This window comes from Hymenobacter cellulosivorans (assembly GCF_022919135.1).
GTDB classification, from domain to species: Bacteria; Bacteroidota; Bacteroidia; order Cytophagales; family Hymenobacteraceae; genus Hymenobacter; species Hymenobacter cellulosivorans.
In genome coordinates, this window is the sequence record NZ_CP095049.1 from 2,409,858 (window position 1) to 2,435,377 (window position 25,520).

19 protein-coding genes are annotated in these 25,520 nt (G+C 59.8%); 12 read left to right on the forward strand and 7 right to left on the reverse strand.

Annotated elements, in window-relative coordinates; translation table 11 throughout:
- Positions 1-99: 99 nt before the first annotated feature.
- A complete protein-coding gene (locus MUN80_RS10165) occupies positions 100-1,086 on the reverse strand; it encodes a YheT family hydrolase (RefSeq protein WP_244723195.1) in 987 nt (328 codons plus the stop codon).
- A gap of 287 nt (positions 1,087-1,373) precedes the next feature.
- On the opposite strand from MUN80_RS10165, the gene MUN80_RS10170 reads away from it, so the two are divergent.
- Positions 1,374-2,117, forward strand: coding sequence for a DUF4142 domain-containing protein (locus MUN80_RS10170; RefSeq protein ID WP_244723197.1), 744 nt, complete (start codon positions 1,374-1,376; stop codon positions 2,115-2,117).
- 68 nt (positions 2,118-2,185) lie between these two features.
- Here the strand turns inward: MUN80_RS10170 and MUN80_RS10175 are convergent, their stop codons facing one another.
- Positions 2,186-3,355 (reverse strand): MFS transporter, encoded by a 1,170-nt coding sequence (locus MUN80_RS10175; RefSeq protein ID WP_244723200.1) that lies wholly within the window; start codon positions 3,353-3,355, stop codon positions 2,186-2,188.
- Between the two features lie 225 nt (positions 3,356-3,580).
- Between MUN80_RS10175 and rpsT the strand changes: the two genes are divergently transcribed.
- The 3 genes from rpsT (at position 3,581) to MUN80_RS10190 (ending at position 7,095) form a co-directional block, all read left to right on the forward strand.
- Positions 3,581-3,838, forward strand: a complete 258-nt coding sequence (rpsT, locus tag MUN80_RS10180; protein ID WP_100334670.1) for a 30S ribosomal protein S20 — start codon at positions 3,581-3,583, stop codon at positions 3,836-3,838.
- A gap of 137 nt (positions 3,839-3,975) precedes the next feature.
- Complete coding sequence (locus tag MUN80_RS10185; RefSeq protein WP_244723202.1) at positions 3,976-5,496, forward strand: T9SS type A sorting domain-containing protein; 1,521 nt, start codon at positions 3,976-3,978, stop codon at positions 5,494-5,496.
- Between the two features lie 72 nt (positions 5,497-5,568).
- Complete coding sequence (locus MUN80_RS10190; RefSeq protein ID WP_244723205.1) at positions 5,569-7,095, forward strand: T9SS type A sorting domain-containing protein; 1,527 nt, start codon at positions 5,569-5,571, stop codon at positions 7,093-7,095.
- A 72-nt stretch (positions 7,096-7,167) separates the two neighbouring features.
- Here MUN80_RS10190 and pyk read toward each other — a convergent pair whose 3' ends face one another.
- A complete protein-coding gene (gene pyk, locus MUN80_RS10195; protein ID WP_244723207.1) occupies positions 7,168-8,607 on the reverse strand; it encodes a pyruvate kinase in 1,440 nt (479 codons plus the stop codon).
- A gap of 162 nt (positions 8,608-8,769) precedes the next feature.
- The gene (locus MUN80_RS10200; RefSeq protein WP_244723210.1) at positions 8,770-9,198 is read right to left on the reverse strand and encodes an IPExxxVDY family protein; all 429 of its coding nucleotides are present in this window, start codon (positions 9,196-9,198) and stop codon (positions 8,770-8,772) included.
- Between the two features lie 163 nt (positions 9,199-9,361).
- On the opposite strand from MUN80_RS10200, the gene MUN80_RS10205 reads away from it, so the two are divergent.
- The 5 genes from MUN80_RS10205 (at position 9,362) to lgt (ending at position 14,947) form a co-directional block, all read left to right on the forward strand.
- The gene (locus tag MUN80_RS10205) at positions 9,362-9,598 is read left to right on the forward strand and encodes an acyl carrier protein (protein ID WP_100334675.1); all 237 of its coding nucleotides are present in this window, start codon (positions 9,362-9,364) and stop codon (positions 9,596-9,598) included.
- Between the two features lie 88 nt (positions 9,599-9,686).
- The gene (gene fabF, locus MUN80_RS10210; protein ID WP_244723213.1) at positions 9,687-10,934 is read left to right on the forward strand and encodes a beta-ketoacyl-ACP synthase II; all 1,248 of its coding nucleotides are present in this window, start codon (positions 9,687-9,689) and stop codon (positions 10,932-10,934) included.
- On the forward strand, positions 10,934-11,683 hold the full coding sequence (gene rnc, locus MUN80_RS10215; protein ID WP_244723216.1) for a ribonuclease III: 750 nt from the start codon (positions 10,934-10,936) through the stop codon (positions 11,681-11,683). Before fabF ends, rnc begins: the two co-directional genes overlap by 1 nt.
- A 249-nt stretch (positions 11,684-11,932) precedes the next feature.
- Entirely contained in the window at positions 11,933-13,867 is a 1,935-nt protein-coding gene (gene nadE, locus MUN80_RS10220) for an NAD(+) synthase (protein ID WP_244723219.1), read from the forward strand.
- A 72-nt stretch (positions 13,868-13,939) separates the two neighbouring features.
- Positions 13,940-14,947 carry a prolipoprotein diacylglyceryl transferase gene (lgt, locus tag MUN80_RS10225; RefSeq protein ID WP_244723222.1) on the forward strand — a complete coding sequence of 336 codons (1,008 nt, stop codon included), beginning with the start codon at positions 13,940-13,942 and terminating at the stop codon, positions 14,945-14,947.
- Between the two features lie 72 nt (positions 14,948-15,019).
- Here the strand turns inward: lgt and MUN80_RS10230 are convergent, their stop codons facing one another.
- Together MUN80_RS10230 and yidD are read right to left on the reverse strand one after the other, a co-directional pair.
- Positions 15,020-15,919 (reverse strand): hypothetical protein, encoded by a 900-nt coding sequence (locus tag MUN80_RS10230; RefSeq protein WP_244723225.1) that lies wholly within the window; start codon positions 15,917-15,919, stop codon positions 15,020-15,022.
- Between the two features lie 84 nt (positions 15,920-16,003).
- Positions 16,004-16,225, reverse strand: coding sequence for a membrane protein insertion efficiency factor YidD (gene yidD, locus MUN80_RS10235; RefSeq protein ID WP_244723227.1), 222 nt, complete (start codon positions 16,223-16,225; stop codon positions 16,004-16,006).
- A 140-nt stretch (positions 16,226-16,365) separates the two neighbouring features.
- Between yidD and MUN80_RS10240 the strand changes: the two genes are divergently transcribed.
- The 3 genes from MUN80_RS10240 (at position 16,366) to MUN80_RS10250 (ending at position 21,805) form a co-directional block, all read left to right on the forward strand.
- Positions 16,366-18,687: a S46 family peptidase gene (locus MUN80_RS10240; protein WP_244723229.1), complete on the forward strand. Its 2,322-nt coding sequence runs from the start codon at positions 16,366-16,368 to the stop codon at positions 18,685-18,687.
- A gap of 152 nt (positions 18,688-18,839) precedes the next feature.
- Positions 18,840-19,694, forward strand: a complete 855-nt coding sequence (locus MUN80_RS10245) for a hypothetical protein (protein ID WP_244723231.1) — start codon at positions 18,840-18,842, stop codon at positions 19,692-19,694.
- The gene (locus MUN80_RS10250) at positions 19,691-21,805 is read left to right on the forward strand and encodes a ComEA family DNA-binding protein (RefSeq protein WP_244723233.1); all 2,115 of its coding nucleotides are present in this window, start codon (positions 19,691-19,693) and stop codon (positions 21,803-21,805) included. Before MUN80_RS10245 ends, MUN80_RS10250 begins: the two co-directional genes overlap by 4 nt.
- A gap of 95 nt (positions 21,806-21,900) precedes the next feature.
- Here MUN80_RS10250 and MUN80_RS10255 read toward each other — a convergent pair whose 3' ends face one another.
- Complete coding sequence (locus tag MUN80_RS10255; RefSeq protein ID WP_244723235.1) at positions 21,901-25,503, reverse strand: reprolysin-like metallopeptidase; 3,603 nt, start codon at positions 25,501-25,503, stop codon at positions 21,901-21,903.
- Between the last annotated feature and the right edge of the window lie 17 nt (positions 25,504-25,520).

A 25,520-nucleotide genomic window follows, 5' to 3' on the forward strand; every position in this document is an offset into this window, starting at 1 on the left:
TTTCAGTTTAAGCACGCTTCGTACATTTCAGAAGACGGATGGCTTCGTCCTCTCAAGGACACATTTCGCACATTTCTCCAAATTCAGCACCAGAGCATATTACCCCGGAACTTCCGCCGTCAGAAATTCCACGGCGCGCCGCTCGGAGTAATACTCGCCATCGGGTTTGCCTTCGGCAAAGCCCACGTGGCCGCCTTCGGGCGGGGTTTCCAGAAAAACGAATTCCGAAGCCGCCGCCGTCTCGCGCGGGAAGCAGGAGGGGGCCAAAAACGGGTCATTTTCGGCATTTACCAGCAGCGTCGGAATGGCAATAGCGGCCAAATAGCGGCCCGAGCTGGATTGCTCATAATAATCGTCGGCCGACTTAAAACCGTGCATAGGGGCCGTAAACCGGTCGTCGAACTGCGGAAAGTCGCGCAGCAATTCCAGGTTTGCCACGTCAATCTGCCCGGGAAGCAACTCCGCCTTCTGGCGCATTTTGGCCCGCAACGACCGTAGAAAGCGCGCCAGATAAATCCGGTTTTCGGGCTTGGAAATCTGGTAGGAGCTGGATTTTAAATCGGTAGGTACTGAAAATACGGCGGCCCGCATCACCTCCCGGGGCACCCGGCCCGGATTTTCGCCCAGATATTTCAGCGTCACGTTGCCGCCGGCGCTGAAGCCGGTCAGGAAGATACGGCGGTAGCGGCCCGTAGCCAGGGCGTAGCGAACGACAAAGTCCAGGTCGTCGGTGTCGCCGAGATGGTAGGAGCGCACCAGCCGGTTCATTTCGCCGCTGCAGCTGCGGTAGTTCCAGGCCAGCGCATCAAGTCCGGCCCGCTTCAGTGCCCGCACCATACCGCGCACGTAAGGCCGGCCGGCGTCGCCTTCCAAGCCGTGCGACACAATGGCCAGGGTGTCGGTAGCGGCCCCGGCCGGTTGGCGCGACCAGTCCAGGTCCAGAAAGTCACCGTCGGGCGTTTCCACCCGCTCCCGCTCGTACCTCACGTCGGGCACGGAGCGCCACAGGCTGGGTACTATGGTCTGCACGTGCCCATTGAACATATAAAACGGGGGCTGATAACGGGAGTGGGCAACAAGCGGCATAAAGCGGGGACTAAATAAAAGCGGTGGCGTGAGCCGGTAGAGAAAGATACAGACAAATTTGGTAGGCATGCATACAATATTCGTTGTATTGAAAGCGGCCCAGCAAGCCAAACCGCCGCCCGGCGCGGAAAGTTGCGCCGGGTTTCGGGGGCGCCCTGACCGCACGGCTACAGACGGTTAGCAGCTCAAGTAAGAAGGATGAGGTAAGTAACAGGCTGAACAGTAGTAGCTTATTGGGCAGGGGCTACGTATAAGAAGCAGCATCTTTCCATCCCAATAATAGACCCATGAAAACCATTCCTTACCTTTTGGTTGGCGGCGTGCTGGCGCTGGCCTCCGCCTGCAGCAGCAGCAACACCACTACCGGTTCGGGCTCCACGTCGGGCAGCTCCACGGGCACCAGTTCCAGCATGGATGCCGGCACCACGTCGGGCTCTACGGCGACTTCTACCATGAGTACACCGATGGGTACCGGCTCGATTTCCAACGCCGGCTCCGGCACGGCGGGTAGTAGTGGCAGCGCAGGAACCAGCGACATGACCGGCACTAGTGGCGCGGCTGGTGCCGCCGACATGACGGCCTTCATGGGTACTTTTGCTACCATGCAGGACCCCGTTTTTCTGATGACAGCGGCCAGCAGCAATCTGCTCGAAATCCAGATGGGGCAAATGGCTACGCAGAAGTCGACGAATGCTGAGGTAAAGCGCTTCGGACAGATGATGGTAGACCACCATACTAAGGCCACGCAGGAGCTCAAAACGGTAGCTTCGCCGCTGGGCGTAACCCTACCCCAGACCATGATGCCGGTGCACCAGGCCATGGCCGACCGTCTCATGGCTAAATCGGGTAAGGCTTTCGACGAAGACTATATGGATGCCATGGAAGTAGCCCACAAGATGGACATTGCCATGTTTGAAGTGAAAAGCAAAGGCGCTGAAACGCCGGCAGTAAAGTCTTTCGCGACTAAAACCCTGCCCATGCTGCGCTCGCACCACACCATGGCCAATGAGATAGAAAAGAAAGTAGACTAAACGAGCCCGCGTACCAGCCGCTTGCGTCTGCACCCGTAGCCCCGTCGCGACGTCGTTTCGCGGCGGGGCTACTGCGTACTATGCCGGGGACCAAACGCTATATACCCTGCCACTGCTGTGGCTACCACGGCCGAAAGACCGAAGGCGGCCGAGGCACCGAGCAGCTGCCATACGAGGCCGGTTAGGGTGCTGGCTCCCAGTGCTGCCAGGCTGCTCAGACCTGCGAAAGTACCCAGCGCGGCCCCTTTATCGGTGGGGGAACACAGCTGGCTCAACCAGGCTTTGCCTACGCCCTCGGTAGCGGCGGCGTACAGACCGTAGAGGCCAAACAAAACACCGAAAGACTGCCACGAGTGCAGCTGCGTGGCCACGCCGTAGACCAGGGCAAACAGCAGTAAGCCCACGGGTAATATCCGACCCGGACCCAGGCGGTCGGCCAGCAAACCCGCTGGTAGGGCCGCCACGGCATATACCAAATTGTAAACGATATATACCCCGATAACGGCCGGGTCGGAGAGGCCCTGCTGTCGCGCCAGCAGCAGCAGCAGGGCGTCGGAGCTGTTGACCAGGGCAAACAGAAGCAAGGCCCCCGCCACTCGCCGGTAGCTGACCGGAGCCCGCTGCCAGTATTCAAACGAAGCCCAGAATGGTCGAACCGGCTGGCCCGACGGCGCCTGCTGCTTTTCGCGCACCAAGAGCGTAACCAAAACCGCCAGCAGGCCGGGCAGAAAGGCCAGTACAAAAAGCAGCCGGTACTGACCCGGGTGCTGACTCAGCCATAGCAGCGCCGCGGCTGGCCCCACGACTGCGCCCAGCGTATCCAGGGCGCGGTGAAAGCCAAAAACCGCGGCCCGCTGGCCCGTGGGAGCCTCATCGGCCAGCAGCGCGTCGCGGGCTCCGGTCCGCAGGCCCTTACCCAGCCGGTCCAGGGCCCGCACCAGGAACACCCACCAGGGCGCGGCCAGTACCGCCAGCAAAGGCTTCGACAAAGCGCTCAGGCCGTAGCCCCACTGCACGAAAGGCCGGCGTCGCCCGAGCCGGTCGGACCACTGGCCGAAGTACCCTTTGCTCAGGCCGGCCACGGCTTCGGCCAGGCCTTCCAGCACGCCGATGAAGACAACCGAAAACCCAATACTTTTCAGGTAAAGCGGCATCACCGGGTACAGCATCTCGCTGGCCAGGTCGGTAAACAGGCTAACCAGGGAAAGCAGCCAGATGGTGCGGGTGAGAAATTTCATAACCGGAGAAAGAGGGAGCCGGCGCAAATAGCCAATTTTGGCTGGGTCGTGCGGCCGAACTTCGGTAATCAACCAAAAAATATGGCTTTACAACGATGAGCGTCGGGCAAAGCCGGACGGGAAAGAGGCAAATACCCATCCGGTATTTGTTATTTCAAACCAAAGGCTTACCTTTGCCAACCCAATTGAACCCAATTCGAGCAGAACGTCAATTTTACCATACCCATGGCAAATCATAAGTCGGCCCTCAAGCGCATCCGTTCCAACGAAGCGAAGCGCGTGTTGAACCGTTATCAGGCTAAATCGACCCGCACCGCTGTTAAGAAGCTGCGCGCCACCACCGATGCTACCGAAGCACAAGAGCTGCTGAAGAAAGTGTCGTCGATGCTGGATCGTCTGGCCAAGAAGAACATCATTCACAAGAACAAAGCCGCCAACAACAAGTCGAAGCTGGCTAAGTTCGTGAAGTCGCTGGCTGCCTAAGCACCACTGACTTTTCTGCTCTTGTATATGGAGGCCCTGGTGCGCAAGCACCAGGGCTTTTCTGTTTGAGGAAACCGGTAGCTGAGGTATCAGTTTTATTCTATATTTTCCGGCATTGATGTAGTAATCTATTGCCGATGAAAAACTTATACTGCTTACTGATAATTGGAGTCGGTCTGGGGCAACAAGCGGCTCAGGCCCAGCAATGGCGGCCGTTTCGTGCCAACCAAGACGTGCACGCCTTTCGCGGGGCCTCAGCCGACACAGTCTTTACCATGCGCCTGGACTCGGCAGGCGTGCAGGGCACTGATTCGGTGTATTATTTCAACCGTACCATGCGCCGCGCCAACACAAGTAACGCGCCGTGGCAAAAGTCGCGCAACAATAAGCTGGGCAAGCTCATGCGCTACGACCAGGCTACGCGCACCTATTCGCTGTACTGGGACGGTGGCCCGACGACGGGCAATACGCTCGACCAGACGCTGGTGCTCAAGCCCTTTGCACGGGTAGGCGAAACCTGGAATAGCCTTTTTACCGACTACGGGGTGACGACCACGCTCATTTCGCGCGGCATGCAGGTGCTCGACGGTGTGACGGACTCCGTGGCTACTTTCCGCTTCAGCACGGGTGCTACCGTGGTGCTGAGCAAGAACAACGGCTTAGTATCGGCCCCGCTGAATTTGCTGTTCGGCGTCACTAATGCTAAAACCCTGACCCTGGCCCGGCGGCCGGGGCCAGCGGGGCAGAGCTATTACAACCCGCTGGCCTTGCTTGATTTGCAGCCCGGCAATGAACTGGGTTACTATCGGGAGCCACTTATCTACAGCACCTTTGCCTGCTATACCGGGCAGTCGTTGCGCCGTGTGCTGACCCGGCAACTGACGGCAGACAGCCTGATTTATACTTTTCAGCAGCAGAGCTACATAACCTATAGTTCAGCTCCGGGCTGCAACGGCACAGGCATTCCGACAGTCTCGCCGGTGCAGGTAGTACGGCTGGCGGCTTCGCTCCGTACGGGCAAATGGGCTGGCGGTTCGGGTTCTAATAGTACGCTCATACCTGCCGCCGCTGATTTGTTAGCCTATGAATACCGGGTAGTACCCGGCTCGTTTCCCAGGGTGCTAATTGGCTATCCGGTCATAACCACTTCTACTGGTGGCAGCAGCTGCAGTGCTCCAGCGCTGTTGCAACAGCAGGAATTGTACGGGTCCGGCAATGGCAATTACTTTCAGTATCCCGCTATTGACGCGCCGGGCTGGACGCAGCGCCTGGGCCCAGGCATCGGCATCACCCGGCAGTCGGAACAGCAGTTGACTTACTTCCGTCGTACCGTGAATGGCGTGGATCAGACCTGCGGCAGCCGCAGCAGCTTCGGTACGCTGCTGCCCAGCCAGGTTGCCCAACGGCCGGCCGTTGGCGAGCTGTATCCGAACCCTGCCCCCGGGCTGGCCACACTGCGGCTAGCCATTCCAGCCCAGGCCGCGGCTTCGGTGCGGGTGCTCGATAAGCTGGGTCGCTGCGTGCTCACTGAGCCCCTGGTGGCCGGGCAGCAGGAGGTGGAGTTGTCTTTACAGGATTTGGCGGCAGGACTCTACTTGGTAGAAGTGCCCGCGGCCCGTGGCGGGCACCAGCATCTGAAGCTGCAGCATACCCGGTAGCGTATTTATTGTCAGTAGGGCGGCGGATAAAGCCATCCTGCTTTACTGTTTTCCCTGTTTTACGGAGCCTTTATGAAAAAACGCTACTCTTTAGTGCTTGCCGCGCTTTGTGGCATAGTCACCGTTGGGCAGGCCCAAAGCTGGAAGCCTTTCCGAACTGGCCTGATCTACGCCTATCAGTCCAGCCCGGCCAGTGTGACCAACGATATCCACACGTTGCGGGTCGACTCAACCTACACCACCCTGAGCGGTGACTCGGTCTTTGCCTTCAACCGCATAATGCGGCGGGCTCCCGGCGGTGACCAGGGCTTGTTCTACAAAAGCCGTAACAACCTGTTTGGCATGCGGATGCAGTGGCGCCCCGGTACTTCAGAGTATCAGCTTTTTGTGGCAGCCGATCCTACTGCCGGCCAGAGTGCCTACAGTCTGCTACTGCGCCCGCGCGCGGCAGTAGGCAGCACCTGGGCGGCCAACTCGGGCTCCCTGGTGACGGCCACGCTGACCAGCCGCTCGCTGCAGAGCTTTGGCAGTCCGGCCGTAACGGACAGTCTTGCCGTCATTATGCTCAGCAATGGCCAAGTGCTGCGCCTGAGCCGGCGCTACGGGCTCGTATCGGCCACGGAGTTGGTATCCCCAAGCTCAAGCGCCGCGAAAGACTACGTGCAGGCTGCCCTGCCAGCGCCACTGCTGGAATCGGCCTACAGCCCGTTGAAGATTTTCGATATGCAGCCCGGGGATGAATTGGGCTACGTGGATGAGCCGTTCAGCTACGGCGGCTTGCCCTGCTCGCGCACCTACAAGCTGCGCCGCATCAAAACCCGTCAACAAACCGCCGATAGCCTGATCTATACTTATCAGGAACAGAGCCGCACCCAAACGTACGGCGTGCCAAACTGCGGTAGTCCAGTTGGCAGCAGCACCACACCCATAAGCAACGGGCGGCTGGCCGTTTCGCTACGCACTGGTCAGACCCAACAGTATAGCATTGTTTTCTCGGCCCTGCCCATGCTTTCGGGCGAGTACCGGGTGGCTTCCAATACCGGCAACGATACTCGCCTTATTGTGGGTATAGGCCTGGTATACCAGAGTCTGGGCAACTGCGCCGGCTCGGGCCGCAACATCGGCTATCAGGTCATGTATCCCTTTAACAATACCCCGGGCATGTACTGGCGCGGCCTGGATGCCCTGGCGGTAGGTCAAAGCTTTTCTCCCGTGCTCGGTCTGGGGGACGTATTCACTCATTCCACCTCTCTGCAGTATTACACCCGCACCCGCGGCGGTACTACCACTACCTGCGGCACCCGCAGCGACTATGTCACGCTGCTGCTCGCCCGAGTAGCGCAACTGGCTCCAGGCTTTCAGGCTTTCCCCAATCCGGCAACCGAAGCAGTAGAGCTGCAGCTGGCAGCTCCTGCTCAGCCTGGTACCAGTGTAGTGGTACAGGATGCCGTAGGCCGGCTGGTGTGGCGCGCCGCGGTGCCTGCTGGGCAAACCAGCGTGCCAGTGTCCTTGCGCAATAAGCCGGCTGGAATCTATCTGCTCCAGCTGCAAACCGCTACCGGCACGGCCGGCACCGTGCGGGTTCAAAAGCTACCATAAGCAAAGCTTATCTACACAAAAAGTCCCGTCAGAGGCATCTGACGGGACTTTTTGTGTAGAGCGGAACCGGCGTTACGCCACGCTTACCTTCACCATATTGGTCTTGCCCTTCTCGTTGATGGGCATCGAAGCGGTGTTGATGAACACGTCACCCTTGTTGAGGTTGCCGGTCGTGGTCAGGATGTACTTGATGTCCGATACGGTGCCGTCGGTGCTCAGCATCCGGTCGTAATAGAAGCCGCGCACACCCCAGATCAGGCTCAGGGTCGTAAGCAGGGGGCGGTTGTCGGTGAAGATGAAAATGTTAGCCTTGGGCCGGTACTTGGCAATCTGGAAGGCCGTGTAGCCGCGGTGCGTCATGCCGGTAATAGCCTTGGCGCCGGTGTTCTTAGCCAGGTGGCAAGCCGCCGACAGCACGCTGTCGACCATGAAAGAAGGCGACTCGGGCGTGATGGGGTGCCAACGGTTGAACAGGCTCGGCATGCGGGTTTCCACGCTCAGAATAGTGGCTACCATCGAGCGGATTACTTCGCCCGGGTAGGCGCCCACAGCCGTTTCGGCCGACAGCATTACGGCATCGGCACCGTCGATAACGGCGTTGGCCACGTCGCTGGTTTCGGCGCGAGTGGGGCGGGGGGCCGTAATCATGCTTTCCATCATCTGGGTTGCCACGATTACCGGTTTGCCGGCCTTGTTGCACTTCTCCACAATCATTTTCTGGGCCATCGGCACCTCCTCCATCTTTACCTCCACGCCCAGGTCGCCACGGGCTACCATCACGGCATCGGTCAGGGCAATGATTTCGTCGAGGTTCTTGAGGCCTTCTGGCGTCTCGATTTTGGCAATGACGCGGGCCGTCTTGCCGCTTTCGGCAATCAGGCTCTTGATAAAGCGGATATCATCGGCGCGGCGGGCAAACGAGAGGGCAATCCAGTCCACATCGTTTTCCAGACCAAATTTCAGATCCTCAATATCCTTCTCCGTCATCGAGGGAGCCGATACTTCGGAGTCGGGCAGGTTGATGCCCTTGCGGGGCTTCACCAGGCCGCCGTAGATTACCTCTACATCTACCTCCTTGTCGCGGTCGGTGGCCAGTACGCGCAGCTCAATCTTGCCGTCGTCAATCAGGATCATGTCGCCGGGCTTCACGTCGCGGGCCAGGCCCAGGTAAATCGTGCTCAGGCGGGTGGCCGTCGTGATTTCCTTTTCGCCGCACACCAGCTTAATCTTATCGCCGGCCTTGATTTCGACGCCGCCGCCTTCTACCTCACCCAGGCGAATCTTGGGACCCTGCAAATCCTGCAGCAACCCCACGTGCGTGCGCATATCCTTGTTGAGGCGGCGCACAGTGTTGATTACCGACAGATGGTCTTCGTGGGAGCCGTGCGAGAAGTTGAGACGAAACACGTCCACGCCTTCGCGGATGAGCATGCCCAGCTTGTCGTAGGTGTTGGAGGCGGGGCCCACGGTGGCCACGATCTTGACTTTATTAAAATGAGGGGTCTGTTCCATGTAGTATGGTTCGGGTTTAAACAGCGGAACTGGTTGCAGGGCAAGCGAAGGACCTCATCCCGCTGGTCCGAAACCCGCACAGAATGCTATTCTGACGGGAATCAGGGCTACGGAATAAGGTCCTGCGGTGCGGCTCAACCAGCCGCCACAACGTGTGCGAGCTCAAAAGAGCAGATTTTCTTTGAATTTTAACGTATTCGGGTCGAATTGGCAGGCGTACTGCACCTCGGGCAGGCGGGTAAGCTGCTCCAGCAATTCCTCCGGCGCCAGCGGCCCGGCCCCGTTGCTGACCTGAATCAGGTAGTCGTACTCCTTGATATCGGGGGCCAGAAAGGGCTTTTTCAGCGGGGAGGGGTCTACCGAGCGGTTGCGCAGTAGGCGCAGGGTGCTGTTCTCAGTGGCATGCAGGTAATTGCTGATAACCAGGCGGCCCTGGGCAAATAAATCGTAAATCAGATCCTGTTGCTTCACCAGCCGCAGGCGCAGGATACTGTTGAGCGTCCAGGCCAGCTTGTGTTCCCGGCTCGACGACACAATGCCGAACAAGTCGAAGTCACAATCGTATTCTACATCCAGGGTGAGCGTTTTCATAAGGCACTACCAAAAACAAGGAAGAACAAAATTACACACGCAACAGGCCCAAAGAAACCACCTTCCCCATAATCTTACACTGCCAAGATTACAGGCCGCCGGTTTGACAATGTTAGGGAAGTTAGTGTTATTTGTGCCGAGTTTTCTCTAAACCCCCACGGAAATGTCTGAAATTGCAGAAAAAGTAAAAGCCATTATCATCGATAAGCTTGGTGTTGAAGCGTCGGAAGTAACGCCCGAGGCGAGCTTCACCAACGACCTGGGTGCTGATTCCCTGGACACCGTCGAGCTGATCATGGAGTTCGAAAAGGAGTTCAACGTGTCTATCCCCGACGATCAGGCTGAAAACATTGCCACCGTTGGTCAGGCTGTCAGCTACCTGGAAGAGCACGCTAAGTAAGGCTTTGCTTCTTTCTACCCTGTTTTAGTGCTTACCGGCCGGCTCGCCGCCGGCCGTTTTGCTTTTTATTCAGTCTCCACTTTCGCCTATGTCTCTTCGGAGAGTTGTTGTGACCGGCCTTGGTGCCATTACCCCGTTGGGCAAGAACGTCGCCGAATTTTGGGACGGTTTGTCGCGTGGGGTAAGCGGTGCGGCCGCCATCACCCGCTTCGACGCCAGCAAGTTTAAAACGCGCTTTGCCTGCGAGGTAAAAAACTACAATCCTGACGACTACTTTCCGACCAAGGAAGGTCGGAAAATGGACCTCTTTACGCAGTTTGCCGTCATTGCCAGCGACGAAGCCATTAAGGATGCCAATCTGGAAGGCGTAAACAAGGACCGCGTCGGCGTTATCTGGGGTTCGGGCATTGGGGGCCTGAAAACCTTCCAGGAGGAGTGCTTCAACTTCGCCAAAGGCGACGGCACCCCACGCTACAACCCGTTCTTTATTCCGAAGATGATTGCCGACAGCGCGTCGGGTAACATCTCGATTAAGAACGGTTTCCGCGGCCCGAACTTCGTCACGACCTCGGCCTGTGCCTCGTCGTCAGATGCCATCGTGGCGGCTTACAACTACATCCGCCTCGGTATGGCCGACGTGGCCGTCACTGGCGGCTCGGAAGCTGCTATTACCGAGGCCGGGGTAGGGGGCTTTAATGCCCTCAAAGCCATGAGTGAGCGGAACGACGACCCGCAATCGGGTTCCCGCCCCTACGACAAAGACCGGGACGGTTTCGTCTTGGGCGAAGGCAGCGGGGCCCTGGTAGTGGAGGAATACGAGCACGCCAAAGCTCGCGGCGCCAAGATCTACGCCGAAATCATCGGCGGCGGCCTGTCGTCGGATGCTTATCACATTACCGCTCCTGACCCCACAGGTGAGGGCGTGGTATTGGTAATGCAGAATGCTTTGCGGGACGCCGGTATCGGTCCGGAAGAAGTTGATTACATCAACACCCACGGCACGAGCACGCCGCTGGGCGACGGGGCCGAAATCAAGGCTATCCAAAAAGTGTTTGGCGAGCATGCCTACAACCTCAACATCAGCTCGACCAAGAGCATGACCGGCCATTTGCTGGGCGGTGCGGGCGGTATTGAGGCGCTGGCCAGCATTCTGGCTATCCAGCACGGCATTGTGCCCCCGACCATCAACCATTTCACCGACGACCCCGAGCTGGATGCCCGCCTGAACTTCACGTTCAACGAGGCCCAGCAGCGGGAGGTGACGGTAGCCATGAGCAACACCTTCGGGTTTGGCGGCCACAACACGTCGGTGGTATTCCGCAAGCTGCGCGACTAATGCTGCGACCAGGTCAGCCACTACCGCTCTTCGGATTTTTCCGGCGGCTGCTGGGGCAGGACCGAGCTTTTCGCCAAGCCATTGCTACGGTAATCGGCCGCACGCCTGACAACGTGCGGCTTTACCATTTAGCCTTCACCCATTCCTCGGTGGTGCGGCAGCAGGGTGACACGGCCCGGCACCAAAGCAACGAGCGACTGGAGTTTCTCGGCGATGCCGTGTTGGGCGCGGTGGTGGCCGAGTATCTGTTCCGCAAGTTTCCCTACGAGCAGGAAGGCTTCCTGACCGAGCTCCGGTCCCGCATTGTCAACCGGGAAAGCCTGAACGGGCTGGCTCTGAAAATCGGACTCGATAAGCTCGTGCAGCTCGACCCGGCCCAGGGTCGTGCCGCTCGTTCCCGCTCCGTGAATGGCAACGCGCTGGAAGCTTTGGTCGGCGCCATTTACCTCGATCAGGGCTACAAAGCAGCCCGCAAATTCGTGCTGACCCGCCTGATCAAGCCGTTTATTGACGTCAAGTCGTTGATTGAAACCACGGCCAACTTTAAGAGCAAACTCATTGAGTGGGCTCAGCGCCAGGGCAAAACCATCCGCTACGATTTGACGGGCCAGCCCCGCTCAGGCGGCGTGATGGAGTTTTCGGCCACGGTCATGCTGGACGATGAGCCGGTGGCAACGGGCATGGGCTTGTCGAAAAAACAGGCTGAGCAGCTGGCCGCCGAGCGGGCTTTGGCCGCGTTGGGCGTCTAGCCATGTATGGTTACAAGGACACAAGCCGAAGCAACCCGTTCTCGGCGCAGTAAGGACTGACTTTTTACCAGAAAGCCTTTTATTCCAACTGGAGTAAAGGGCTTTTTACATTAGAAGGCTGGGTACACTGCAGAGGACGGATTGCTTCGCGTTGCTTGCACGGACGTGCGTGTACCAGCCTTTTTTGCACCTTTGACACAACCTGCTGAGGTGAAAAGCAGTTGTTTTGTGGAAACACTTCCCCATCTTATGAGACTAGCCGGCGCCGCCCTTAACCAGATACCTTTTGATTGGCAACATAATCTGCGCACTATCAAAGAAGCCCTGGACCAGGCCAAGGCCGCGGGCGTGGAGCTGCTGTGCCTGCCGGAGCTGTGCCTGACCGGCTACGGCTGTGAAGACCTGTTTCTAAGCGACTGGCTTTCCCTAGAGGCCCTGGAATATCTGCAGCAAATCCGGCCCTGGACGGAAGGTATTGCGGTGTGCGTGGGCTTGCCGGTGCGGCTGGAAGGGCGCACGTATAATACGGCCGCCGTGCTGCGCGACGGCGAAATCCTAGGCTTTGCGGCCAAGCAGTTCCTGGCCAACGACGGCGTGCACTATGAGCCCCGCTTCTTCAATTCCTGGCGGGCCGGCGAAACCGGTACCGTGAGCTGGGAAGGACAGCAGTGGCCCATCGGTGACATCGTCTTTGAGCACAAGGGTGTGCGGTTTGGCTTCGAAATCTGTGAGGATGCCTGGCGGCCCGACAACGAGCGGCCCGCCTGCCGCCTCAAGGGCCGGGTGGATTTGATTGTGAATCCATCGGCCAGCCATTTTGCCATGAGCAAAACCGACGTGCGCTATAATCTGGTGCTGAATGCCTCGCGCAATTTCGACTGCACCTACCTCTACGCCAACCTGCTGGGCAATGAGGCGGGCCGGATGATTTACGACGGTGAAATTCTGGTGGCCCGCAACGGCCATTTGCTGATGCGTAACCAGCTACTAAGCTTCAAGGAAGTAGATATGGAGTGTGTGGATGTGGATTTCAGTACGCCATTGGAGCCTGCTGAAAGCATTACCCCGCTGCCGGAGCCCGACGAGTACCGGGAGCTAAACCAGGCCCTGAGCCTGGCGTTGTTTGACTACATGCGCAAGGCCCGCACCCGCGGCTTCGTGCTCAGCCTCAGTGGCGGGGCCGACTCCTGCATGTGCGCCGTGGGCGTGGCCGAAATGGTGCGTCTGGGCACCCAGGAAATCGGGACGGCCGAATTTATGCGCCGCTCCGGCTGCTTTACCGCCGACGATATTGCCCGTATTGCTGGCCCGGCCGAGCCTCAACCTGACCAGGCCGCACCTGGGCCGAAAGACGCCTCGCACAGCCGGCCTGATGCCGAGCAGCAGCGGCGGCAGCAAGAAATCACCGGCCACCTGCTCACCTGCGCCTATCAGGGCACCGTCAACTCTTCCGACGACACCTTCAACTCGGCCAAAGAGCTGGCCGACTCCATTGGGGCCGTGTTCTACAACTGGGGCATTGATGAGGAAGTAACCGGCTACGTGGGCAAGATTGAGCACGCCCTGGGCCGGGAGCTGACCTGGAAAACCGACGATTTGGCGCTGCAGAACATTCAGGCCCGGGTGCGCGCCCCTGCCATCTGGCTGCTGGCCAACGTGCAGAATGCCTTGCTCATCACCACATCTAACCGCTCGGAGGCCTCGGTGGGCTACTGCACCATGGACGGCGACACAGCCGGCAGTATCTCGCCCATTGCCGGCGTCGATAAGGACTTCGTGAAAAAGTGGCTGCGCTGGGCCGAAACCGAGCTCAACTACCCCGGCCTGCGCCACGTGAATGCTTTGCAGCCCACGGCCGAACTGCGGCCCCAGGAAGACAAGCAAACCGACGAGCGGGATTTGATGCCCTACATTCTGCTCAACCGCATCGAGCGGCTGGCTTTCTACAACCGCCTGAGCCCGCAGCAGGTGTACGCCACGCTGCTGCAGGAGGAGAAGGACACGGACCCCGAGCAGCTCAAAACCTACGTGAAGCGCTTCTATTCGCTTTGGTCGCGCAACCAGTGGAAGCGGGAGCGGTTTGCCCCGGCCTTCCACCTCGACGACTACAACGTAGATCCCCGCTCGTGGCTGCGCTTCCCGATTTTGAGCGGCGGCTTCACCCAGGAGCTCAACAGCCTGTAGGCGTTTGGAGGCCGGGTGTGCGGCATTCAGGCAGCATTGCGTACTTTCGGGGCCAATACTTTTCTTTCGTGTATGAGCCTGCTTGCCTATATCACCTGGGACGTGTCGCCCATTATTGCCCAAATCGGCCCACTGACGCTGCGCTGGTACGGGCTGCTGTTCATGTCGGGCTTCGTTGTGGGCACGTTCGTGCTGTCGCACATCTACAAGTCGGAGGGAGTGCGCCCGAGCTGGGTCGATGTGATTACTATCTACATGCTTGTGGGCACGATAGTAGGTGCCCGGCTAGGCCACTGCTTGTTTTACGACCCCAAATACTACCTGGCCAACCCCCTGGATATTCTCAAAATCTGGGAAGGTGGGCTGGCTAGTCATGGCGCGACCATCGGAATTTTGCTGGCCTGCTGGCTTTTTGCTCGCAACAACAAGTTCGATTACCTCTGGGTGCTCGACCGGATTGTGATTGTAGTGGCCATTGGCGGCGCCTTGATCCGGCTGGGCAACCTGATGAACTCCGAGATTGTGGGGCAGCCCACTGATAAGCCCTGGGCTTTCGTGTTCCCGCGCGACACCGAGCACCTGCAGCCCGCCCGCCCGGGTGAGACCCTGCCCGCCGGCGCCCTGTACGTGGAGCGCAAAATGCAGGCCGATGGCAAAGTAGGTATTGAAACCCATCCGGCCAGCTATACCCCCACGGCCACAACAGAGGTAGCGGTGCCCCGCCACCCCACCCAGCTCTATGAGTCGGTATTCTGCATCCTGCTGCTTACGTTGCTGTACGCTCTGTGGAACCGCACCAAGGACCGTACTCCGCGCGGCCTCTTATTCGGGCTGTTCGTGGTTATTTTGTTTACTCAACGCTTCCTGGGCGAATTCCTGAAGGAAGACCAGGGCGGCTGGGACCGTACCATGATGGACGCTACCCACCTGAACCTGGGGCAGCTGCTGAGCATTCCGCTGATTTTGGTCGGTATCTGGGTGCTGTGGCGAGCTGGCAAAGATCCGCACAACCCCTACGGCTACGCCCCGCGCGACTTAGGGCAGGAGGAAGAAACCAAGCCGGTAGCCCGGGCCCGGTAACATCTCACTAAAGCAAAGGAGGCCGATTCAGCAGTGAATCGGCCTCCTTTGCTTTATAACTAACCTGACGAGTTAGAGCGAGTACTCGTAGATATTGCCTTCCTCGGTGCTGATGAAGAGCTTGTTGTTGTCGTCTTTGTGGAAGACAATGCCTTCGGTCTGGCCGGCGCCTTTCAGGGAAATCCGGCGAGGCGTAGCTTTCAACGCAGCTTCGAAGCTGTTGCCTTCCAGCATGAATAGTTCCTCGCGGGCCAGCAGGGCAATGCGGTGCCCATCGGAGCTAACGTCGGCGCCGGTTACTTCGCCGGCAATGGCCAGTTTGGTCAGCAGGCGGGCCTTTTGGTTGCCGGGCTGGTCGGAGAGGGTGTAAACCTTGCTAGTTTGGCGTGCGCCCCGGTCTTTGGTAAACAGGTACAGCTTGCCGCCGTACCAGAGCGAGGCCTCACAGTCGAAGTTGCGCTCCTTTTTGCCGGGGGGAAAGGCCGTCTGGTCGGCGTAGCTGAAGTTGGACCGGCTCAGGTCCTGGGAATTCGACGCGGGGTTAATGCGGTACACGACCAGGTCGCTGCGGCTGTTGTTGTTGTTGCCGGCGTCGACGATGAAGATATTGCCTTTGTCGTCCTGGGCCAGGCTTTCCCAGTCCACGTTGGAAAAGGGCAGCGTCGATTTGCCCAGCAGGCGGCCCGTCATGTCAATCTTGTAAAGCACCGGCTGGTTGCCCGCGTCGGCGTGGGTGTAGAAGGTGCCGGCCGTTTCGGCCCGGGCCAGGCCCGAGCTTTCGGGCACACCGCCGTTGAGGGCACCTACCTTGCGCAGGCCCGGAATGCTGCTCTCAATGAGGTTGTTTTCCAGGCTTTCCTGTTTGTCCTTTTTCTTGCCGCCCTTGCCCTTTTTGTCGTCGTTCTGAGCTTCGGAGCAACTGGTGGAAAACAAGATGACGGATAACGAGGCCGATAGCAGAAGAAGGCGCATGCGAGAAAGAAATATGGCTGAAAAAAAGCCTTTACCGGCGGGTAAAGGCGTGAAAAGGAAGTAGCGTATACGCAGCTGCCGCGCTTAAGGTACGGGGTCGAAGCCGTGGCCGCCCAAGGGATGGCAGCGGCTGATGCGGCGCAAAGCCAGCCGCCCGCCCCGCCACGGGCCGTACTTCTGCACGGCCTCGGCCGCGTAGGCCGAGCAGGTGGGCTGGTAGCGGCAGCTGGGCGGCGTCAGGGGCGAAATCAGGTTGCGGTACACCCAGATCAGGCCCAGCAACAGCTGACGGAAAAGGTAGGACATGGGCGAAGATACAGCAGGGTGGGAGAAGCGGGCCGCGGACCGGTCTTGGCGAGAACCGAACCGTCTTTTCGTAAGTTTGACTCAGTAAACAACCTGGGCTACGGTTCGGGTTTCCCTTTCACTCTCTCCCTTTTCCACCCATGGTACAAAAACTCTGGGCCAAGGTACTGCTGCTGGCGCTCTTGCTGCCGGCCGTGGCCCGCGCCGACGAAGGTATGTGGTTACCGCTCTACGTAAAGCGGCTCAACTACGCCGACATGCAGAAAAAAGGCCTCAAGCTGACGGCCGAAGAAATCTACGACGTCAATAATTCCAGCCTCAAGGACGCCATTGTGCAGCTCGGCGGCTTCTGCACCGGCGAGTTTGTGAGCAGCCAGGGCCTGCTGCTGACCAACCACCACTGCGGCTACGACGCCATCCAGACCCACAGCACGCCGGAAAACAACATCCTGGAAAAAGGCTTTTTCGCCACTACCAAGAGCGAGGAGAAAACCAATCCGGGTTTGTTCGTCGATATTCTGGTGCGCATGGAAGACGTGACGGGCAAGGTGCTCGAAGGCATTACGCCCCAGACTTCGGAAGTAGAGCGCGCCGTGCTGATTCAGAAGCGGCAGAAGGAAATGGCCGATGCCGCCAAGGAAAACGGGCAGTACGTGGCCTACGTGCGCGACTTTTTTGCCGGCAACGAGTACTACCTCTTCGTGTACCAGCGCTTCGGCGACGTGCGCCTGGTGGGTGCCCCGCCGGAAGCCATTGGCAAATTCGGCGGCGACACCGACAACTGGGAGTGGCCCCGCCACACCGGCGACTTCTCGATGTTCCGGGTGTACGCCGACAAGAACAATAAGCCTACCGCCGGCCCCCAGGCCGACAACGTGCCCTACGTACCCAAGAAGCACCTGCCCGTGAGCTTGCAGGGCGTGAATGAAGGCGACTTTGCCATGGTCTTCGGCTTTCCCGGCCGCACCCAGCGCTTCTTGCCCGCCGCCGGTCTGCAAATGACCTTGGACCAAAGCAACCCGGCCCGCATCAAGCTGCGTGACACCCGGCTCAAGCTCTGGAAAGAGGATTCGGACGCCAACCCGGCTATTCGCCTCAAGTACGCTTCCAAGTACGCCAGCATTGCCAACTACTGGAAGTATTTCATCGGGCAGAACGAGGGTATGAAGCGCCTCAAAACCGTAGACCAAAAGAAAGCCGAGGAAGCCTCCCTCATGCAGTGGATTGCCGCCGACGCCTCGCGGGGCCAGAACTACGGTTCGGCCCTGAACGACATCAACCAAGCCTACGCCGGCCTGCGCGACTATAACCTGAGTTCGGTATATGTAAACGAAGCAGCCTATGGCACCGAAATCGTGGCCTTTGCCGCCCGTTTGGCCCCGCTGTATGCCACCCTCAAAGACCCCAAAGCCGACAAAGCCGCTGTGCAGAAGGCTACGGCCGATTTGAAGGACGTTGTAGCCGAGCACTTCAAGGACTACAACGCCCCGACCGATAAGAAGGTCTTTGCCGCGCTGATGCAGCTCTACGCCACCGACGTGCCCAAGGCCCAGCAGCCCGACGTATTTCAGACCGTGCAGAAGCAATACGGCGGCTCCATGCAGAAGTACGCCGACTACGTGTTTGCCAACTCCTTCCTGACCTCGAAAGCCAAGACTGAAGCCTTCCTGGCCGCGCCCACACTGGCCAAGCTGGAAGCCGACCCGGGCTTTAAAACCTGGAATTCGGTGTACACCAACTACACCCAGAACATTCTGCCGAAAATGCAGGCTAACCAGGCCACCCTGGCCCGGGCCAACCGCGCCTACGTAGCCGCCCTGCGGGCCAAGAATACCGACAAGGTGTACTCGCCCGACGCCAACTCCACCCTGCGCCTGAGCTACGGCACCGTGCGCGACTATTCGCCCCGCGACGCCGTGGACTACAAGTACTACACCACCGCCCAGGGTATCTTGGATAAGGAAGATCCCACCAACCCCGAATTTGTGGTGCCGGCCAAGGAGAGTCAGCTGTTGCAAGCCAAGGACTACGGCCGCTTCGCCGATAAGGACGGCACCCTGCACGTGGCCTTCACCACCGACAACGACATCACCGGCGGCAACTCCGGCTCCCCGGTTATCAACGGCCGTGGCGAGCTGATCGGCATTGCCTTCGACGGCAACTGGGAAGCCATGACCGGCGACCTGGCCTACGACAAAGACCTGAAGCGCTGCATCAACGTGGACATTCGCTACGTGCTCTGGTGCGTGGAAAAGCTCGGCGGCGGCAAGGCCCTGGTCGACGAAATGACCATCGTCAACAACGGCCCGAACCCCGGTGTGGGCCCGCAGGGCAGCGGCTCGGCCATGCTCAACCAGCTCGGCGACGTGGACAAGATGAAGGTGAAAACCGACGACGGGCAGAAGACCAAGATCAAGAAGAAAAAAGGCAAGGAGAAAGAGGAAGCCGCAGCGGGGATGTAAGCCCAAAATAGTTTCAACGAGCCCCAAAGGCCCCGGCGCACTGTGCGTCGGGGCCTTTTTGCTGGGAGCCGGAAAATAGCGGGCCCGACATGCTTTATTTTACCTGAACATTGAAGTACTTAGGGAGCTAAAAAACTGTTAGCCCGCAGCCTATGCTAAAAATCTACTCTATCCTAAGTGTCTTATTGCTTTCCTCCCCGCTGGCCTTCGGGCAAGGCAACGGACCCGGCACCCGCGGGGCCCGCGCTGCTGCCCTGGGCAATGCCTCCGTAACGCTGACCGACGTATGGTCCGTTGGCAACAACGTGGCGGGCCTGGGCCAGGTCACGAGTCCGGCCGTGGGTTTCTATGCCGAAAACCGCTACCTGAGCCGGGCCCTGAACACGGCCGTGCTGGCGGCCGCTCTGCCTATCGGCCCCACCACCGACGGTAAGGCAACGCACGGCGTAGTGGGCTTCGAGGCCCAGCGCTTCGGCGACAAACTGTATTCCGAGCAGCGCCTGGGGGCCGGCTACGGCTACCGCGGCAGCCTGATTAGCGTGGGGGCCCGCTTCGATGTGCTGCAGGTCAGCATCGAAGGGCTGGGCAGTAAGCGCGCCGTGGCGGTTTCCTTAGGCGGGCAAGCCGAAGTCCTGCCTCAAAAGCTGTATTTCGGGGCTTACCTCTACAATCTGAACCAGGCCAAACTAGCCGAATACCAGAACGAGCGGGTACCCACGGTGCTCAAGGCCGGCCTCTCGTTTCGGCCCACCGAGAAGGTGATGCTCAACGCCGAAACCGAGAAGGATGTAGACCAGGCCGCCGATTTTAAGGCCGGTATCGAGTACCAGGTTGTTGAATCCTTGGCCGTGCGCGGCGGTTTCTCCACGCTCAGCCGCCAGACTACCGGCGGGGTGGGGCTGCGGGCCGGGCAGTTCCGGTTTGACTACGCGGCGGCCTGGCACACCGCGCTGGGCCTGAGTCAGCACCTGGCCATTGGCGTGCAGCTTAACCGGGCCGCCAAATGAAACGGGTTTTCTTGTCTGTAGCGGCGTTGGCCCTGCTGCTGGCTGCCCGTTCCGTACGGGGCCAGGAATACGTGCGCCCACCTGCCGACCTCGACCGGCTGGTGCAGGAGCTCTTCGCTGAAATTCAGAGTGACCAGGTGCCGTACGAGGACCTCTACGAAACCCTGCTGCTGTATTACCAGACGCCGCTCAACCTGAACACGGCCACCCGCGAAGAGCTGCGGGCCTTGCTGTTGCTGTCGGAAACCCAAATTACGGCCTTGCTCGACCACCGCGCGGCCCAGGGCAACCTCATCAGTCTGTATGAGCTGCAAAGCGTGGAAGGCTTCGATTTGCGCACCATTTACCGGGTGTCGCCCTTCGTGGCGGTGCAAAGCAATGCCGGCAACGCGGCCCGCGGCCCGTTGTGGAAGCGAATTGCTCAAGAAGAAAACAACGCCCTATTCGTGCGTTACGAGCGGGTACTGCAAGACCGGCAAGGCTACGCCGCTCCCGATACGACTAGCACCGGCCGTCCCGCCAGTCGCTACCTAGGCTCCCCGGACAAATTGCTGGTGCGCTACCGCGTCAGTCATCAGCGCGACTTTAGTTTGGGCATCACGGCCGAAAAAGATGCCGGTGAGCCGTTGGTTTGGAGCCCGGGCACCCGCCGCTACGGTGCCGATTTTTACTCCGGCCACTTCGTGCTCCAGGAGCGGGGCAAGCTAAAAACGCTGGCTCTGGGCGACTATCAGCTGCAGTTCGGGCAGGGCTTGCTGGTTTCCTCAGGCCTGCAGGTGGGCAAGGGCGCGGAAACCATCACCACCATCCGACGCAGTAGCCTGGGTGTGCGGCCGTATTCCTCGGTGCTGGAAAGCACGTTTTTCCGCGGGGCCGCGGCCACCTTTAATCTGACTTCCACACTGCGGGCCTCGGCCTTTGTGTCGCGCAAGCGGGTGGATGCTAACGTGCAAACCGCTACCGACTCCCTGGCCGAGTTCGACGAGTTTTCCTCGGGCTTCCTGATTACGGGGTTTCACCGCACGGCTAACGAACTGGCCAACCGCCAGGCTCTGCGCGAAACCATCGGGGGCGGCAACCTGACCTATACCAGCCGCAGCAGTAACTTCAGCGCGGGCCTCACCGCCGTCGATACCCATTTCGACAAGCCTTTGCAGCGCCAGCCCGAAGTATATAATGCCTTCGAATTCAGGGGTAAGCACAACCTGGCTATTGGCGTCAACTACAGCTACGTCATTCGCAACATCATCCTGTTTGGCGAAACGGCCCGCTCCAGCAGCGGCGGTATTGGTACGGTGAATGGCCTGCTGGCCAGCCTAGCAACCAATGTGGATGTGTCGATGCTGTACCGCAACTACGCCCGCGACTTTCACACGTTCTATGGCAACGCCTTGAGCGAAAATACCCGTAATATCAATGAGAAAGGGTTATACGTGGGGCTGAAAGTGCGGCCCGTGTCGCGCTGGGAAGTATCGGCTTATTACGACCAGTTCAGCTTCCCGTGGCTCAAGTTTCAGGCCGGCACGCCCACCGAGGGCCACGACTGGCTGGTGCGGGTGACCTTCTCACCGTCCAAAACCAGCCTGCTCTACGCCCAGATCCGCAACCGGGTAAAAGAGTACGATGTGGCCACGGCACCCGGCCGCAACCTGCCGCTGACAGCTCCCACCCAGCGCCGCAGCCTGCTCTTGTTCTACGACACCAGCCCCACGCTGATTCTGAGCTTGCGCACCCGTTTGCAGGGTACCCACTACCGCGAAGACGACGGGCCGCAACGCACTGGCTACGTGCTGGCCCAGGACGCTTCCGTGAAAATCGGGCGGGTGCTCCAACTTAGCGGCCGCTACGCCCTGTTCGATACCGATGATTTCGATACTCGCCAGTACGTGTTTGAGCAGGATGTGCTGTACGCTTTTTCGGTCCCGGCCCTCAGCGGGCAGGGCACCCGCGCCTACGTTATTGCCGAAGTGAAGTGCTCGAAGCACCTGACGCTGTGGCTGCGCTACGCCGAAACGCACTACCGCCACCAAACCACGGTCGGCTCGGGGCTGGAGGAGCTGCAGGGGCCGCGCCGTTCGGAGGTGAAGGTGCAGGCCCGCTACCGGTTTTAATCTGAATTACGGTTACGCCAAGCAGCCAACTTCCTGCAAACAAAAAGGGCGGCCCCACCACGGGGCCGCCCTTTTTACGGACTGTCGAAAGCGGGTTATTGCTTCAGCAGGCGCTGTACCGCCGTGCCTTCCGGCATGTCGATGTGCAACTGGTAGACGCCGGTGCTGAGCTTGCTCAGGTCGAGGTCGTACTGCAGCAGCGAAGCGGCCTTGGTTAGGGCCTGCGTGGCTACAGTGCGGCCCATGGCGTCGGTTACGCGCAGCGTAATGGCCCCACGCTGGGTGTTGTCCACGTTTACCTTGAAAATACCGGTGCTGGGGTTCGGGTACACCTGAATGCCTTTGAGCAGCGAAGCTGAAGAGCTGCCCAGTACGTTGGCTTCGTTGGTGTAAGCCGAGTTACCAATGGCATTTACCGACCGGACGCGGTAGAAGTAGCGTCCGGAAGTTGTTACCTGATCTTCGTAGTACGTGTTGGGAGCCGCTACCGTGGCCACGCGCTGGAAGTTGGTGTTGGTCTGGAAGGAACGCTCTACCTCATACGACGCAGCATTGCTGTTTGGGTCAGCCGACCAGATGACATCCACTTTGCCGCTACCATTGCTGAACGTATTGTAAATGGTTTGCAGCGAGAAAGGAGCGGGGGGCAAAGTGCCCAGGGTGCACAGTTCCAGGCTCCAGGAGCGCAACGAGCCGCCGTTGGCCGCGTTGTTGTCATTGACAGTCAGGGTCCAGTCGCCGGCGGCGGCGGTGTTAGCCAAGTCACCCAGGCTGCCAACTGGCCGCACCGTAGCGCCGCTGCTCAAGGGGCAGCTCAGGGCTGCCGTAGCCGCGTCGTCGAAGTTCAGGTTGATGTCGGCCGTGCCGGGGCAGGCGTTGGCAACCAGCGTAACCGAACGGCCGGCCGGGTTGGTCAGCGTTATCGTCAGCTCGCTCACGGCGGGGTGAGTCAGGGTCAGGTTGCGAATGCGCACGTCAGAAACCAAATCGGAAGTACCGACCGAGATAACCGAGGTTACCGTCCGGACAGCACCGGCCGGAATGGCCCGGGGCACTTGCGTAGCCGCAATCGTCTGGCATAGGGTAGCGCCCGTCTGGAACTGGGTAGCCGCCGAGAACGGAGCCACGCCGCAGGGGCTAGTACCGCGCACGCGCCAGAAGTAGGTCGTGTTGGGCTGCAGCGAAATGCTCGGCGTGAAGCTGGTACCCGTCACAGGAGTCAGCGCCACCACGGGGTTGGTGAAGGCCGAGTTGGTCGCTACTTCAATCTCATAGCCCGTAGCATTGGCTACCGGTGCCCACGTGAAGCGCGGACGTAGCGTCGAGCGGTTGGAAGCCGTCGGGGCAATAGGGGTTGCTGCCGTCGTCGCCGCTTTTTCGATGGTAATCAGGAACTGCTGCTGCTGGGTCTGGCTGCCGCTGGTACCTACCAGGTTGATAACGTAGGTGCCCGAAGGCGTAGCCGTCGTCGTGTTGATGGTCGCCGTGGTGCTGCCGCCCGTGGTTACGGTCGGGTTAGCAAAGGTTACCGTCATGCCGGTGGGCAGGTTGGCGGCCGACAGATCAACGGCGCCCGAGAAGCCCTGGAGCTGGCCTACTGCTACACTCAGGGAGGTAGAAGCGCCGGGGCAGATGATAGGAGCCGTGTTCGACGTCGTTGTTGGCGTCAGGAAGAACGTGGGGCCCGTGGGCAACACCACCGCGAAGTTGTTATTGGAAATGTCGAAGAAGACGTTGCCCGAAGCCTGCACTTTGATGCGGGCCTGGGTGGAAGCACCCACGCCCTGGGGCACGGTTACGAGCTGGCTGCCGTCGTTGGGCGTGTTAGCCAGCAGGACGGTGGGGAAAGTGCGGCCCCCGTCGGTGGAGAGCATGATGTCCACATTGGCGGCGTTGATAGGCGCAGCCGTGGTGTTGGCCACATCCCAGTATACCTGCTGCGGGGCACCGGCCAGCCAGCGCACGGGCGTAGCCGAGGTCGTGTTGGGGTAGGTCACCAGGAAAGGACCGGCCGTGGGCACTACCACTACGTTCATGGAGTCATAATCGACGCCACCGCCACCCACGCGGTTGTCGCGGGCCACGAGGCGGAAAATCAGGCGCCGGCCGTAGGTGGGCAGAATCTCCCCAATCGTGTCGGTGTTGGTAATCAAGTTGTAAACCTTGGGGAAGGTACGCGTGGGCGAAGCCGTGGGCGTGAAGAACCGGAAAATCGGAGCGTCACCGGCGGGCTGCGTTGGGTCACCCGTCGGGCCCAGGTTGTACTGCTCCCACGAGTAGGTCAGTGCGTCGTTGTCGGCATCGGTGGCCGAGCCAGTCAGAGCGAAGGGCGTGCGGACCGGAATCCGGTAGTTGGCACCGGCATTTACGACTGGCACCGTGTTACCGGTGGGCGTGGCCACGGCGCAGTTGCCTGCCCCGGTGATGTGGGCCACAATCTGGTCGAAGCTGCGAGAGTGGAAATACGGCACACTGTTGCGGGACAGGTCCTGGGGGGTGCAGATACCGGCGTACGCCATAATCGTCACGCCGCTGCCGGGCTCGTAGGCCGAAACCGCCGAGCGGTTGGAGCCGGCACAGTTGCCGGTATTGCTGTTGAAGGTGTGGTCGCCGCCGAACTGGTGACCCATCTCGTGGGCCACGTAGTCGATGTCGAAGGCATCACCCACGGGGTTGGTCAGGCCCGTTACGCCGCGGGCTTTGCCCTGGGTGTAGGTAGCATTGACTGGCAAGCAAACCGAAGGCTTCTGGGCTACCCCGCCACCACCGGTGCTGAACACGTGGCCGATGTCATAGTTGGCATCCCCGATGATGGTGGAAATGGTCCGTTGGTTTTCGTTCAGCAGGACGAAGCCATCATCATTGGTGAAGGGGTCGGTAGCCGCGTCGGTATAGATTACCTGGTCCGTGTTGGCAATCAGTACCATTCGAACCGCGACTTCCTTCTCGTAAACCCCGTTTACCCGGTTCATGGTCGTTACCATGCCCGCCAGGGCTCCGGCTTTGGTACCGCCTTTGGTAGCAGTGTACTCGCCCGTGGCGGCCAGGGCCAAGCGGTAGGTGCGCAGCTGCGTGCCATTGGGAACGCGCTTGAACTCGGTAGGCTGAGGCACGTCAAGCGCTTCGGTTTCCGTATTCAGACACACCCGGCCTATGGACGAATAGTTCATCGACTGCCGGTTGAACACCAGATGGTGCACGTTGTCGCCCTTGGCGGCGGGGTCAATGTAGACGATTTGCCCATCCGCGCCCATAATCATGGCGTGGAAGCCGGCGGGCGTCAGGTCCAAGCGGGCCGTAGCTGCCGGGTCGTCGATGCCCTGGGCCTGATAGGTTTTGATTTCCGGGTAGCGTGCGGCCAGGCTGGGGTGCATCACGGGCACCTCTACCACGCGGAAGCGCTGCGAGGTCCCATTAGGTAGGGGCAGCGAAAGAACCGTAGTCGAGTTACGGGCACCGGCGCCATTCTCGGCCGGGGCCTGCCGCAGCACATTGCGAAGCGCATCTAGCTGGAAAGCCACGGGCCGATACTGGTTCAGAACAGAAGTAGTGGTGCGGGCTGCAACGGGAACTTGCGTATCGTCGGCCCACAGCACGCGTTGGGCTGTCGCTTCGTGCGAAGCTCCTAGCGCCGCCAGCAAACCGCCCACCAGGGCCGGCCGCCACGTACGCCATGAATTCGTAGAGGGTGAAGACATAGGTTGGATTAAGGAAA